We start from the raw sequence: 13,364 nt of genomic DNA on the forward strand, positions 1-13,364 counted from the left end.
AGGTGAAGCATGGAACGCATGGATCCCCATACCTTTGACAGCCTGCAAGCCGAATGGAGCCATTGGCACTTCAGCCCCGAGCGCGGCGGCCTGATGCAACGCACCCTGGTGTTTGCCGACTTTGCCCAGGCCTTTGGCTTCATGGCGCAGGTGGCCATCATGGCCGAAAAGCGCAACCACCACCCCGAGTGGCTCAACGTCTACAACCGCGTAGAGATCACCCTCACCACGCACGATGTGCAAGGCCTCTCGCAGCGTGATTTGGACTTGGCGTGCTATATCGACGCCGTGTTTGCCGGTCGGCCGCAGGCGGTGTCGCCATGAACGAGCAGCCTGCCGCCACCAAGCACGGCCTGGCCGCTGGCCTGTCGCCCACGCGTGCGGACTGGACCATCGATCAGGGCTGGAAAAACTACACCCCGCAGGAGCACGCCACCTGGAAGACGCTGTTCGAACGCCAAACCGCGCTGCTGCCCCAGCTGGCCTGCCGCGAGTTTGTAGAGGGCATGCGCGCGCTACCGCTCAGCGCGGAGGCCATCCCGGAGTTTGCTGCGCTGAATGAAGTGCTCAAGCCCCGCACCGGCTGGCAAATCGTTGCCGTGCCCGGGCTGGTGCCCGACGAGGTGTTTTTTGACCACCTGGCCAACCGCCGCTTCCCCAGTGGCAACTTCATCCGCAGCGCCGACCAGCTGGACTACCTGCAAGAGCCCGATGTGTTCCACGACGTGTTTGGCCACGTACCCATGCTCATGCATCCGGTCATGGCGGACTTCATCCAGCTCTATGGCGAAGCCGGCCTGCGCGCCCAGCGCATCGGCAAACTTACCGAGTTGGCGCGCGTGTACTGGTACACCGTGGAGTTCGGGCTGGTGAAGGAAAAGGTGCAAGGAGAGGCTGGCGTTGAAGATGCATTGCGCATCTACGGCGCGGGCATCGCCTCATCATTCACCGAGAGCGTTTTTTCGGTGCAAAGCCCGTCACCGCACCGCATCGGCTTTGACCTGGAACGCGTCATGCGCACCAACTACCGCATCGACGATTTTCAGGAGTGCTACTTTGTGCTGGACAGCCTGGACGACCTGCTGGCCCTGGCTCGTATCGACTTCGACCCGATCTACGAACGGCTGAAAAGCGGGTCCAACTATGCGCCGGAGGATGTGTTGGCTAGCGACACGGTGTTTCAGCGGGGGGATGGGAGCTATGTGCGGGCACAGGCGCTTGCGGCGGCGTGATTATTAAGGAAATTTGCCTCTAGACCGCGTGGATATTGCGCAAGCAGCTATCACAACGGTAGCACCGTAGTGCTCTTGATCTCCTCCATAGAGAACGCGGACGACACTCCCGCCAGTTGCGCGTTCTGGATCAGGCGCTTGTAGAAGCGGTCGTAGCCGGCAATGTCGGCGGCCACCACTTTGAGCAGGTAGTCCACATCGCCGCTCATGCGGTGGAATTCCATCACCTCGGGCATGCTGGAGACTGTGGCGGCGAATTTGCGCAGCCAGGCTTCGTCGTGCCGATTGGTGCGTAGGCTCACAAACACCGTCACCGGCAGTCCGGCTTGCGCACGGTCCACCAGTGCCACGCGCTTGGTGATGAGGCCGGCTTCTTCCATGGCCTTCACGCGTTTCCAGCAGGGCGTGGCCGACAGGCCGACCTTCTCGCCCAGCTGGGCGGCCGACAGGGTGCCGTCTTGCTGCAGGGTGCCCAGGATGGCGCGGTCCATGCGGTCTAGTTCTTTCATGCTGCTATTTAACGTAATAGAAGAACGTTCATTCTACGAATTTGCGATTTATCGGTAAATTCAAAACATCTGTTTGCACCCTACAAATCTAAGATTCCGGCATTCCTACAGCGCGGAGAGCTGCCATGCCTACCACCGAGATCTACCTGGACTGCAACGCTACGACCCCCGTTTTTCCCGCAGCGCGCGACGCCGCATTGCAGGCACTGGGCGCGCACTTTGGCAACCCCAGCAGCAGCCACTGCACGGGTCTACGTGCCCGCGCGCTGGTAGACGACGTGCGGGAGCGCGCCAGCCGCTTGCTCGGTGTAGGGGCAGGGCGTCTGCTATTCGTGAGTGGTGCCACCGAAGGCATCCAAACCGCGGTGCTGTCGGCTCTGTGCACTCTGCGCGAGCGGCGCGATGCGGGTGAGCGTGTGGACGGCCCATTGCTGGTGGGCGCCACCGAACACAAGGCCGTGCCGCAAAGCCTGGCGCACTGGAATGCAGTGCTGGGGCTGAACCTGCCCATCGTGGAGGTGCCGGTGGACCGCCATGGCCTGCATGACATGGCCTTTTTGCATGCCCATGTGGCGAACGCCGGCCTGCTGTGCACCATGGCCGCGAACAACGAGACGGGCGTGGTGAGCGACATTGCTGGCATCGAAGCGCTGCTCAAGGCCTGTGGCTCCCGCGCGCTGTGGTTGGTGGACTGCGTGCAGGCACTGGGCAAGCTGCAGTTGGACCTGCAGGCCACGCGCATCGACTACGCACCGTTCTCCGGCCACAAGCTCTATGCGCCCAAGGGCATCGGCATGCTCTATGTGCGGGCCGGTAGCCCTTTCACACCGCTGATGGTGGGTGGCGGGCAGGAGGCCGGCCAGCGCTCGGGTACCGAGAACATGCCCGGCATTGCTGCGCTAGGTGCTGTGTTGCGGGCCATGGAGGCAGGGGAGGGCGTAGTGTTCCGCTCCCACGCCTCGCTGCAGCAGGCCCGCTTGCGCCTGGCTGATGCGCTGCGTGCCGCCTTTCCGGGGCTGGTGTTCAACATGCCTTTCGAGAGCAGCCTGCCCACCACGCTGAATTTCTCTGTGCCTGGCCTGTCCAGCAAGGCATTGCTCAACCTGTTTGACGCCGCAGGCATGCGCATCAGTGCAGGCAGCGCCTGCAGCGCGGCCAAGGCCGAGCCCAGCTTTGTGCTGCGCGCCATGGGCCTGCCCGACTGGCAAGCGGAGGGCGCTGCGCGCCTGTCGATTGGCGCGCTGACGGACGATGTCCAGATCGACGAGGCCTGCGCGCGCATTGCCCGTTGTGGTGAGGCGCTGCAATGCGCCGCGCCCGCCGCGCAGGCGCTTGGCCCAGCGGCGCTGGCAGCGCCAAGCCCTGACACGCAGGACAGCACCTTGACCGCCGCTAGCTTGCCCGCCTTTTTGCACACCTACCCCAACGCGCTGTTGGTGGATGTGCGCGAAGCCTTTGAGCACGCAGCAAGCCAGGACCACCTGCCCTGGCGCGCGCAGGCCCTGTGCAATGTGCCCCTGGACCACCTGGGCCAGCACCTGCCTGCCTGGCTGGGCGAAAGCCATCGCCCACTGGTGTTTTTCTGCCGTAGCGGCGGGCGCAGCCTGCAGGCGGTGCAGGCCTTGCGTGCCCGTGGCCATGGGCAGGCCTGGCACCTGGCAGGTGGGCTGGCGCTGGCGGAAATGGCATAGGCTTGTGCGCCAAATACATATCTTGCGAAGGCACAATGGCGCACATGCAGACCCTTCATTCCTCCCCCGACGTGTCGTCTCCCGCGCTGGCTGGTCACCTGCTGGTGCAGTGCCTGATTGAACAAGGTGTGACCCACGCCTTTGGCGTGCCCGGCGAAAGCTACCTCGCAGTACTGGACGGTTTTCACCGTTACCAGGACCAGATCCGCTTCGTTATCAACCGGCAGGAAGGCGGGGCCGCCTTCATGGCCGAGGCGCACGGCAAGCTGACCGGGCGCCCTGGCATCTGCTTTGTGACCCGCGGACCAGGCGCCACCAACGCCAGCATTGGTGTGCACACCGCGTTTCAGGATTCCACGCCCATGATTCTTTTCGTGGGCGATGTGGCCAGCGACCAGCGGGACCGGGAGGCGTTTCAGGAGATGGACTACCGCGTGATGTTTGGCCCCAGCGCACTGGGCATGGCCAAACGGGTGGAGCGCATTGACGATGCGGCGCGCATTCCCGAATACGTCGCCCGGGCCTTTGCCACCGCCATGAACGGCCGCCCCGGTCCGGTGGTGTTAGTGCTGCCCGAAGACATGCTGACACAGACGCTGGTGCCCGATGCACGTGGCCGACTGCCGCAAGCGCTACCGCGCGTGGAGCCGGTGGAGGCCTGGAGTGACCCTGGTGCCTTGCGGGATCTGCGCCAGCTTCTACTGAAAGCGGAGCGCCCCTTCGTCATTGCCGGTGGTGGTGGCTGGACGCCCCAGGCCGCGCAGGCTCTGCAGCGCTTTGCCGAAAACTGGCGCCTGCCCGTGGGCAACGCCTTCCGCTTTCAGGACACCTTTGACAACCACCATCCGCAGTACGCGGGCGATGTGGGTATCGGCATCAACCCTGCGCTGGCCAAGCGCATCCGCGAGAGCGACCTCATCATCGCCATCGGCCCGCGCCTGGGCGAGATGACCACGGGCGGCTATACGCTGCTGCAGGCGCCCAAGGCGGCGCAGACGCTGGTGCACATCCACAGCGATGCCGAGGAGCTGAACCGCGTCTACCAGGCAGACCTGGCCATTCACGCCAGCATGCGGGCCGCCGCCCGCTCGCTGGAGGTCCTGACCGCGCCGGTCAACCTGCCTTGGGACGCCTGGACCGCAGGTTGCCACGCCGACTACGAAGCTAATCTGGTACCCAGCACCATCAAGGACTTGCCTGCCGACAACGAGAACGGTCTGGTGGACATGCCCAGTGTGATTGCCACGCTGCAAAAGCATTTACCGGCCGATGCGGTGCTGACCAATGGCGCGGGCAACTTTGCCAGCTGGCTGCATCGCTTTTACCGCTACACCGGGCTGGTGCACGGCCACAAGACCCAACTGGCGCCTACCAACGGCGCCATGGGCTATGGCGTGCCGGCCGGCATTGCGGCGGCCATCACCACCGGACGAGTCGCCTTCACCATTGCCGGTGATGGCGACTTTCTGATGAACGGCCAGGAGTTGGCTACGGCGGTACAGCATGGCGCCAAGAGCATCATTTTGCTGCTCAACAACGGCATGTACGGCACCATCCGCATGCACCAGGAGCGTGAATACCCGCAGCATGTGGCGGGCACGGCGCTGAACAACCCCGACTTCGCGGCATTGGCCTGTGCTTATGGCTATGCCGGTGTCACCATCCGCAAGAGCGCGGACTTTGAAGCCGAACTGCTGGCGGCGCTGGCGCGGCCGAATGGCACGGTGATCGAAGTGGTGCTGGAGCCTGAACTGATCAGCACACGTGGCACTTTGGCTGCCCTTACCAAGGTGGCTTTGGAGCAAACGGCGCTGCAACGCTAAGCCATGCCCATCACCCGCCTGACCCCAGCGGATGCGGCGGCGTACCGCGCCTTGATCCTGCAAGCCTATGCCTTGCACCCGGACGCTTTCACCACCAGTGCCACGGAGCGCACGGGTTTTCCGCTCAGTTGGTGGGAAAACCGGCTGGCGCCTGGCGACGACGCCAAAGAAGTGGTGTTTGGCGCTTGGGAGGCGGACTCCTTGGTGGGCTTGGCCGGTCTGTCATTTGAGCCGCGCGAAAAGGCCCGCCACAAGGCCACCCTGTTTGGCATGTATGTGGATGCGCAGCACCGCAGCTTGGGGCTGGGGCGCCAGCTGGTGGCAGCAGCGCTGGACTACGGGCGCAGCCGCAGCGGCACCCAACTGGTGCAGCTCACCGTGACCGAGGGCAACGCTCCTGCGACCAGCTTGTACCTGTCTTTGGGGTTTGTTCCGTTCGGGACGGAACCTTTCGCGGTGCGGGTCGGCAGCGCATATGTGTCCAAAGTGCATATGTGGTGCCCTTTGCACGGCAGCATGGCCTGACCGACCTGTCGGGCTAGCCTGCAGGAGCGCTTTTATTTACTCCTGAATTGATAGCTGCTCACGCATATTCTGCGGCGGCTAGAGGGCTTTTTTATACAGAATGCGCGACCCGGAAGGTTGCTTGGCCGGGCGCAGAGGCCGTTTTGGCGGGCTGGCCCGCACCCGGCGCGCCCAGGGGCGGCAGCAAAATGAAGGGGCCTGGGCCTGCATCGCCCCACTGCGAGCACGCCATGACGTAGCTGGCGCCGATGCCAGGTTGCTCGGTGTCCACAATCATGGCGATGCGCATGCCACTGAAGTCGGTCTGGGTGTAGAGCCGACGCACGCCGGTGGCGCCCGCAATGGTGGGCAGGTGGATGGATTGGGCGGGTGACCAGCGTTTGCGCAGGCCGTCCGCCAGCGTGAGCCCTTCCTGGGGCGTCTCGGTTCGGTACTGGGTGTGCAGGCCCTTGGCCGCGATCACCACCAATGCGCCAGCCACATTGCGGCCCACGGTCAGAAAGTCGGCCGCGAGGCCCAGGTTCTCCAGGCGCTGGCCAGTGGCGTCAAAACGGCTGTCTCCGCTGTCGGCGATAAAGCTCCAGACATTTCCGTCGGGGCCGATGCTGAAGGCTTCTTCCTGCCCCTGCGTGTTGCGCATCACCACGGTTTGGCGCCAGGTAATGCCTTGGGGGGTGTTTTTAGGGGTGCCAGGAAGGCTGTTTTGCATGGCTTTTTCTCTTGTTTCAACGACTTGGGAGCAAGTTTGCTGGGATGCAGCAAAAAAGTCCTCAAGGAGTCCTTAAAATTCCTGAATTAGCGACCGACCAGGCCGCGCGGCCACCCAAAAGGATTGATTTGTCTGTAACACCTGCCTCTACCGCACCCGATCCCGGCATCAGCATGTTTGGTGCGTGTGTCTTGCAGCGGCACGAACGCCGCCTGCTGCGGGATGGCCAGCCGGTCATGGTGGGCGCGCGCGCCTTCGATGTGTTGTGTGTGTTGGTGGACCACGCGGGCCAATTGGTCACCAAAAAACAGCTGTTTGACCTGGTTTGGCCCGGTTTGGTGGTGGAAGAGAACAACCTGCAGGTGCACGTCTCCAGCCTGCGGCGCATTTTGGGGGCCGACGCTATTGCCACCGTGCCGGGGCGCGGCTACCGTTTCACCATGCGCATGGCCGAAAGCCCGGTGTCAGCGGTTGCGCCAGTACGGGCAGCCAGCAGCCAGGGGCGAGCGTCCGACCAGCAGGCCTACCGCCGCACCATTGCGGTGCTGCCCTTTGTGGACCTGAATGCGGACCCCGAGCAGGAGTATTTCTCGGATGGTTTGGCTGAGGACATCATCAGCCACCTCACGCGCTCGCCCTGGTTGCTGGTGGTGTCGCGCAATTCCTCGTTTGCCTACCGCAAGTCCAGCGACAGTAGCCAAGCGGTGGGCCGCGCGCTGCGTGCGCGCTACCTGGTGTCGGGCACGGTGCGTAAAGCGGGGCAGACCCTGCGCATGACGGCCGAGTTGGTCGACACCTCCACCGCTGAGACGCTGTGGTCCGATCGCTTTGACCGGCCGCTCACGGATATGTTTGCCATCCAGGCGGAGATTTCGGCGCATATCGTCAGCGCCATCGAGCCGGTGTACCTGCACAGTGAGGAGAAGGTCGCTGCCGAGGTGCCCAACCAGAACCTGGAGCACTGGGACTTGCTGATGCGGGCGCGCTGGCATTTCTGGCGCACAACCCCAGACCACGTGGTGCAGGCGCAAGCGCTGCTGACGCGGGCGCTGGCGATCAAGCCCAACGATTCGCCCACCATGTCGCTGATGGCATTTACCCACCTCGCCAAAATTTGGGGCGCTTGGGCCGAAGACCCACGCGCCACGGTGGCCGAGGCCAACCGCCTCGCCCTGGTGGCGGTGCGTAATGACGAGCGTGACGCCTTTGCCCACTTCACGCTGGGCACGGCCCTGTCGTGTGCCGGCCAAATGGAAGCGGCTATTGCCGAGATGGAATGTGCGCTGGCCCTGTACCCGCAGGCTTCGGCTGCGGCGGGCGAGCTGGGGCGCCTGCTGGTGTTTTCGGGCCGTACCGAGGAGGCGGAGGAGTTCATCCTGCAGGCCATCGACGCGAGTCCGCATGACCCGCACCTGAGCCTGTGGATCCGCAGCCGTGCGCTCGCCTGCTTTATTGAAGGCCGCCATGCCGATGCGGTGCGTTACGCCCGCGAGGCCACTGCCAAGCGGGCCGACTGGTATTTCAACCACCTGCTGATGGCAGCCTGCCTGTCGGCTGCAGGGGATATGGCATCTGCACAAGACAGCCTGGCCAAAGCCCTGAGCGGGCGAGGCTACAACTTGCAGTCCCTTATGTTCGGCCATCCTTTTGTCAAGGAAGAGCACCGAGAAAAGTTTCTCGGCGCCCTGCGGGATGCGGGGTGGCACGCGTAAACTTTCAGGCTTTGTGGCGGCGCTGGGCTGCCGCAGCATCCTGAAAGTCCGCCGTGCCCACTGCTACCCCTGATGCAATTTCCCTCTCGTCGTCTGCCCGGCCCCGCAAGGTGGCCATTTTGGGTGGCGGTATCTCTGCACTCACCACCGCGTTTGAGCTGACCAGCCAGCCCGGCTGGGAGCAATCACTGGACATTACGCTCTACCAGATGGGCTGGCGCCTGGGCGGCAAGTGCGCCACTGCGCGTGGTGAACACATGCGCATTGAGGAGCATGGCATCCACGGTTTTTTGGGCAGCTACTACAACGCGCTGCCGGTGATGCGCCGTTGCTACGAAGCGCTGGGCCGCACGCCGGGCCAGCAGCCGTTGGCCACGTTTGACGAGGCTTTCAAGCCCGAGAGCTTTGTGCTGATGTGGGAGTACATCGACGGCAAGATGAGTCGCTGGCCTTTCACATCACCCCGCAACGCGCTGATTCCCGGCGACCCGGCTTCCATGGCCAAGTTGCAATCGGTGGCCCATTGGGTAACCGCCACGGCCGACGTGCTGGATGCACTGCTGGATCACCACGCGCATGCCTACGCCGACCTGGGGCTGGTGAAGTCGGCCCAATGGGCGCTGGGGCGCACGCTGGTGAAGGGCGTGGTGGCCTTGCTCAAGTCCGAGTCGGTGGCGCTGCATGGGGTGGAGTCGGCGCTGTGGAAGGCGCTGGACGCGGCCTGGAACTGGGTGCGCGACGCGGCCGAAACCTTGGTGAAAGACAACACAGAACTGCGCCGCCTGCTGATCGTGGCCGAATTTTTGTTGGCCATTTTGCGCGGCTGCATCAAAGACGAGGTGGCCACCAAAGGTTTTGACCCGCTGGACGAAGAAAACTTCAGCGATTGGCTGATCCGCCATGGTGCCTCGGTCATGGTGGCGTCCAGCCCCATGGCGCTGAACACAGTGAACCTGTCCTATCAATATCCCAAGGGCGACACCGCTCGCACGGCGCTGATGGGTGCAGGTTGCTACCTGCACTGGACGCTGCGCAGCTTTGCCTATGCAGGCGCGTTTGCCTGGTTGTTTGAGGCGGGCACGGGCGAGACCGTGATTGCACCGCTGTACGAAGTGCTGCGCAAGCGCGGCGTGAAGTTTGAGTTCTTCCACAAGGTCGAATCGCTGACGCTCAGCGCCGACCAGTCGCAGGTGGACGCGGTGCACTTTGCGGTGCAGGCTACGCTCAAGGACAAGCATCATCCGTATGAGCCCTTGATTGAGGTCAAAGGCCTGCCAGCCTGGCCGGGCCAGCCGCGTTTCGAGCAGCTGGAGCAGGGCGACGCGCTGCGCGACGGGCGGGTGGACCTGGAGTCGTACTGGAGCGGCTGGCAACCCGTGGCCCAGCGCACGCTGCGTGCAGGAGTAGACTTTGACCAACTGGTGTTTGCCATCTCGATTGGCGCTGTGCCCTACCTGTGCCGCGAGCTGCTGGACGCCAAGCCGCAGTGGCGCACCATGGTGGACAAGGTCACCACCGTGCAGACGCAGACCATGCAGCTGTGGATGAACCGCAGCACCACCGAGCTGGGCTGGGACATCCCGTTCCAGAACCCGACCGACACCGTGATTGGTGCCACCTACCTGAATCCGCTGGACGGCCAGGTGGACTTCACCCATCTGCTGAAATGGGAAGACTGGCCGCAGGACTCAGCGCCCAAGGCGCTGTGGTACTTCAGCGGTGCCATGGCCGAGTATGAGGCTCCGCCCCCCTTTACCGACACCGACTACCCGACCCGCGCCCACGCGCGCGTGCAAGCGCAGTGTGTGCAGTACCTGCAGGCCAGCATGGGCCCGCTGCTGCCCCTGGCGACCACCAATGTGGTGAGCCCGCCCGGCGACCCCATGGGGCTGGATTTCAGCCTCTTGCGTACCGATCCGGCCCATCCCGGCGTAGGGGTGCAGCGTTTCAACCAGCAGTTCTGGCGCGCCAACATCGATCCGACCGAAAGCTACGTGACCTCGCCCCCAGGTAGCACCCAGGCACGCCTCAAGGCCTGGGGCAGCGGCTTTGCCAACCTCACGCTGGCTGGCGACTGGATCTACACGGGTTTGAATGTTGGCAGTGTGGAGGGGGCGGTCATGGGCGGGCGCCTGGCCTCGTTTGCGGTGGCGGGTTACCCGGCGCTGGCAGACATCACCGGCTACCCGGCGTCCCAAGGGCGGGCCTGAGCCCGCCCTGGTCCGGAGCGAGACCTAGATACGACCTTCTTCCACCGCGTGGCAAGCCACGCGCACGCCTGCGTAGACTTTCATCTCCGGTTTGTCACTGCTGCAACGCGCGTTGGCGTGGGGGCAGCGGGGATGAAAGGCACAGCCGGATGGTGGGTTGAGCGGGTTGGGCACTTCGCCTGCTACCGCAGTACGGGCCCTGCCGGTGTCGTGCATCTTGGGGATGGCCTCCAGCAGCATGCGGGTGTAGGGGTGGCGCGGGCTGTCAAACAGGGTGTGTTTGTCTGCCAGTTCCACCAGGCCACCCAAGTACATGACGCCCACCTGGTCGCTCACATGGCGCACCACTGCGAGGTTGTGCGAGATGAACAAATAGGTCAGGCCATGTTTGCGCTGCAAATCCTTCATGATGTTCAGCACCTGCGCCTGAACGCTCACGTCCAGTGCGGAAGTGGGTTCATCACACACCAGAAATTCGGGCTGGGTTGCGAGTGCCCGCGCAATCGAGATGCGCTGGCGTTGGCCGCCGGAAAACTGGTGGGGAAACTTCACCCGGTCTTGCGCTGACAGGCCCACCGATTGCAGCAATTCCCCGACGCGCTGGGCAATCGCCGTGTCGTCATTCAGGATTTCATGCTCGCGCAGGGGTTCAGCAATGATGTCTCCGACTGTCCAGCGCGGGTTCAGGCTGGCGTAGGGGTCCTGGAACACCATTTGGACCCGGCGGCGCAGTTTGCGGCCTTCCTTGGTCTTGAAGGCGGCATGTGCGTCCTCGCCGTCAAACTCGAATCCTCCCCGGGTGGGTTCATACAGGCCCACCAGCAGGCGAGCGACGGTACTTTTGCCGCAGCCAGATTCACCGACCAAAGCGAGGGTCTTGCCGCGCTCGATGTCAAAACTCACGCCGTTCACAGCCTTGAGCAACATCTTGGGCTTGCGCTCAATGACACGGTTGAGCCAAGGTGGAGAGACGTCAAATGTTTTGGCCAGGTCTGTGGCACGAACCAGGGGGCGTGCGTTTTCGCTCATGCAGCACCTCCTGTTTCATGCAGCCAGCAGGCCGCCTGCGTGTTGCCTGCCTTGAGCAGATTGGGACGCTGTTGCCCACATTTCGCAATGGTTTTGGTGCAGCGGGGATTGAAGGCGCAGCCTTGTGGTATTGCGTTCAGTCGAGGCATGGCGCCATCGATCTGGTGAAGGTTCTCGCGGTCTTGGCTCATGTCGGGAATGCAGGCCATCAGGCCAGCAGTGTAGGGGTGGGACGGGCGATTAATCACGTCATGCACGGGGCCGATTTCGGCCACACGCCCGGCATACATTACTGCCACGCGGTCGCAGGTCTCGGCAATCACGCCCATGTCGTGGGTGATCAGCATCACGGCGGCGCCACGTTCCTTGCAGATGGTCTTGAGCAAGGTGATGATTTGCGCTTGGATGGACACATCCAGTGCCGTGGTGGGCTCATCGGCAACGATGAGTTTGGGCTCTGCGGCGAGTGCCAGTGCAATCACCACGCGCTGCCGCATGCCGCCCGAGAACTGGTGTGGGTAGTGGTCAATGCGTTGTTCTGCTGCTGGAATGCCGGTGTCCTTGAGCAGCTGAATGGCCCGTTCACGGGCCTGCGCAGCGTTGAGCGGTAAGTGGGTAGTGATGGTCTCGATCAGCTGACGCCCTACCGAGTACAGCGGGTTGAGTGAAGTCAGTGGGTCCTGGAAGATGGCCCCGATCTTCCGCCCCCGGATAGCCCGCATTTGGGCGTAGGGGAGGTTGTCGATGCGCTGGCCTTCCAGCAAGATCTCACCGCTGCCGACGCGGCCTGGCGGCTCCAGCAGACCGATGATGGCTGCGCCTGTGAGGGACTTTCCGGCACCGGATTCACCGACAACCCCAAGGATTTCGCCAGGGGCAATGTCGAAGGACACATCGTCCAGGGCGCGCAGGGTGCCTTTGCGTGATGGAAATTCCACCACCAGATTTTTGACTTGTAGCAAGCTCATACAGGTTTATCGCAAACGGGGGTTGAGGGCATCGCGCAGCCAGTCGCCCAGCAGGTTGACGCTCAGGGCGATCAGCACCAGCATGGCGCCGGGAAAGATGGTGATCCACCATTCGCCAGAGAAGAGGTAGTCGTTGCCTACCCGGATCAGCGTGCCCAGGGAGGGGGATGTGGGTGGTGCACCGACGCCGAGAAACGACAGGGTCGCTTCGGTGATGATGGCCGTGGCGACCTGAATGGTGGCCAGTACCAGCACAGGCCCGAGTACATTGGGCAGCACATGTTTGCGCATGATGCGCAATGGGGCGACTCCGGTGACACGAGCGGCCTGGACGTACTCCTTGTTGCGCTCGACCAGGGTGCTTCCGCGCACTGTTCGCGCGTACTGCACCCAGCCAGTTAGCGAGATGGAGATGATCAGCACCCCGAACGCAAGGGACTCGTGGGCATTGGGGAACAGCGCGCGTCCTACCCCGGCGATCAACAAGGCCACCAAGATGGCAGGGAAGGACAGCATTACGTCGCACAGACGCATGAGCAGCCCGTCCACCCATCCGCCCAAAAAGCCTGCCAGAAGCCCCAGACTCACGCCTACCAGCAGCGACAGTACAACCGAAGCCAAACCCACGGCCAGTGAAATGCGGGCGCCATACATGAGGGCTGACAGGATGTCACGGCCTTGGTCATCGGTTCCCAGGAGGAAACCCGATTTCCCGCCCGCGCTCCAGGCGGGTGGCAGCCGGGCGTTGTCCAGTTGCAGCGTGGCCAGGTCAAAGGGGTTGTGGGGGGCAATCCACGGGGCAAATAGCGCGCAGACCAGACAAACCAGCGCGATCAGCGCAGCAAAAATAGCGGTGGGGGAGGTGCGGAAGCTATAGCCCACATCGCCATCCCACCATTGGTGAAACAGGGTTTTCAATTCAAGGTTCCTCAGAGGTGAAGAAAGATGGGTTCCGG

General features: G+C 63.3%; 12 protein-coding genes. 7 read left to right on the top strand and 5 right to left on the bottom strand.

Annotation, left to right across the window (positions count from 1 at the left end; genetic code table 11):
• The first annotated feature begins 18 nt into the window (after positions 1-18).
• Together CHU94_RS13045 and phhA are read left to right on the top strand one after the other, a co-directional pair.
• Complete coding sequence (locus tag CHU94_RS13045) at positions 19-324, top strand: 4a-hydroxytetrahydrobiopterin dehydratase (protein ID WP_255033975.1); 306 nt, start codon at positions 19-21, stop codon at positions 322-324.
• Entirely contained in the window at positions 321-1,232 is a 912-nt protein-coding gene (phhA, locus tag CHU94_RS13050; RefSeq protein WP_094480494.1) for a phenylalanine 4-monooxygenase, read from the top strand. Before CHU94_RS13045 ends, phhA begins: the two co-directional genes overlap by 4 nt.
• 50 nt (positions 1,233-1,282) lie before the next feature.
• On the opposite strand, the gene CHU94_RS13055 is transcribed toward phhA, so the two are convergent.
• The gene (locus CHU94_RS13055; protein WP_094480496.1) at positions 1,283-1,741 is read right to left on the bottom strand and encodes an Lrp/AsnC family transcriptional regulator; all 459 of its coding nucleotides are present in this window, start codon (positions 1,739-1,741) and stop codon (positions 1,283-1,285) included.
• Between the two features lie 125 nt (positions 1,742-1,866).
• Between CHU94_RS13055 and CHU94_RS13060 the strand changes: the two genes are divergently transcribed.
• From CHU94_RS13060 to CHU94_RS13070, 3 genes are read left to right on the top strand one after another with little or no spacing between them, the layout of a single operon-like run.
• Positions 1,867-3,432 (top strand): aminotransferase class V-fold PLP-dependent enzyme, encoded by a 1,566-nt coding sequence (locus tag CHU94_RS13060; RefSeq protein WP_094480499.1) that lies wholly within the window; start codon positions 1,867-1,869, stop codon positions 3,430-3,432.
• Positions 3,433-3,476: 44 nt separating this feature from the next.
• On the top strand, positions 3,477-5,255 hold the full coding sequence (locus CHU94_RS13065; RefSeq protein WP_176452022.1) for a thiamine pyrophosphate-binding protein: 1,779 nt from the start codon (positions 3,477-3,479) through the stop codon (positions 5,253-5,255).
• A 3-nt stretch (positions 5,256-5,258) separates the two neighbouring features.
• The gene (locus CHU94_RS13070; protein WP_094480501.1) at positions 5,259-5,780 is read left to right on the top strand and encodes a GNAT family N-acetyltransferase; all 522 of its coding nucleotides are present in this window, start codon (positions 5,259-5,261) and stop codon (positions 5,778-5,780) included.
• A gap of 91 nt (positions 5,781-5,871) precedes the next feature.
• On the opposite strand, the gene CHU94_RS13075 is transcribed toward CHU94_RS13070, so the two are convergent.
• A complete protein-coding gene (locus CHU94_RS13075) occupies positions 5,872-6,489 on the bottom strand; it encodes a hypothetical protein (protein WP_094480503.1) in 618 nt (205 codons plus the stop codon).
• Positions 6,490-6,617: 128 nt separating this feature from the next.
• Here CHU94_RS13075 and CHU94_RS13080 point away from each other — a divergent pair, with 128 nt between their 5' ends.
• Both CHU94_RS13080 and CHU94_RS13085 read left to right on the top strand, forming a co-directional pair.
• On the top strand, positions 6,618-8,201 hold the full coding sequence (locus CHU94_RS13080; RefSeq protein WP_255033947.1) for a winged helix-turn-helix domain-containing protein: 1,584 nt from the start codon (positions 6,618-6,620) through the stop codon (positions 8,199-8,201).
• Positions 8,202-8,254: 53 nt separating this feature from the next.
• Positions 8,255-10,411, top strand: a complete 2,157-nt coding sequence (locus CHU94_RS13085; protein ID WP_094480507.1) for an NAD(P)-binding protein — start codon at positions 8,255-8,257, stop codon at positions 10,409-10,411.
• Between the two features lie 24 nt (positions 10,412-10,435).
• On the opposite strand, the gene CHU94_RS13090 is transcribed toward CHU94_RS13085, so the two are convergent.
• Genes CHU94_RS13090 through CHU94_RS13100 form a run of 3 tightly spaced genes read right to left on the bottom strand, consistent with a single transcriptional unit; the run spans position 10,436 to position 13,326 of the window.
• Positions 10,436-11,440 (bottom strand): ABC transporter ATP-binding protein, encoded by a 1,005-nt coding sequence (locus CHU94_RS13090; protein ID WP_094480509.1) that lies wholly within the window; start codon positions 11,438-11,440, stop codon positions 10,436-10,438.
• Positions 11,437-12,408, bottom strand: coding sequence for an ABC transporter ATP-binding protein (locus CHU94_RS13095; protein ID WP_094480511.1), 972 nt, complete (start codon positions 12,406-12,408; stop codon positions 11,437-11,439). Before CHU94_RS13095 ends, CHU94_RS13090 begins: the two co-directional genes overlap by 4 nt.
• A 6-nt stretch (positions 12,409-12,414) precedes the next feature.
• Positions 12,415-13,326 (bottom strand): ABC transporter permease, encoded by a 912-nt coding sequence (locus CHU94_RS13100; protein ID WP_094480513.1) that lies wholly within the window; start codon positions 13,324-13,326, stop codon positions 12,415-12,417.
• Positions 13,327-13,364: the final 38 nt, after the last annotated feature.

Source organism: Rhodoferax sp. TH121 (genome assembly GCF_002251855.1).
Lineage (GTDB): Bacteria > Pseudomonadota > Gammaproteobacteria > Burkholderiales > Burkholderiaceae_C > Allorhodoferax.

Bases quoted from the DNA above. Each gene is read 5' to 3' on its own strand.
- CHU94_RS13045 (WP_255033975.1), top strand. From the start codon at position 19: ATGGATCCCCATACCTTTGACAGCCTGCAAGCCGAATGGAGCCATTGG.
- phhA (WP_094480494.1), top strand. From the start codon at position 321: ATGAACGAGCAGCCTGCCGCCACCAAGCACGGCCTGGCCGCTGGCCTG.
- CHU94_RS13055 (WP_094480496.1), bottom strand. From the start codon at position 1,741: ATGAAAGAACTAGACCGCATGGACCGCGCCATCCTGGGCACCCTGCAG.
- CHU94_RS13060 (WP_094480499.1), top strand. From the start codon at position 1,867: ATGCCTACCACCGAGATCTACCTGGACTGCAACGCTACGACCCCCGTT.
- CHU94_RS13065 (WP_176452022.1), top strand. From the start codon at position 3,477: ATGCAGACCCTTCATTCCTCCCCCGACGTGTCGTCTCCCGCGCTGGCT.
- CHU94_RS13070 (WP_094480501.1), top strand. From the start codon at position 5,259: ATGCCCATCACCCGCCTGACCCCAGCGGATGCGGCGGCGTACCGCGCC.
- CHU94_RS13075 (WP_094480503.1), bottom strand. From the start codon at position 6,489: ATGCAAAACAGCCTTCCTGGCACCCCTAAAAACACCCCCCAAGGCATT.
- CHU94_RS13090 (WP_094480509.1), bottom strand. From the start codon at position 11,440: ATGAGCGAAAACGCACGCCCCCTGGTTCGTGCCACAGACCTGGCCAAA.
- CHU94_RS13095 (WP_094480511.1), bottom strand. From the start codon at position 12,408: ATGAGCTTGCTACAAGTCAAAAATCTGGTGGTGGAATTTCCATCACGC.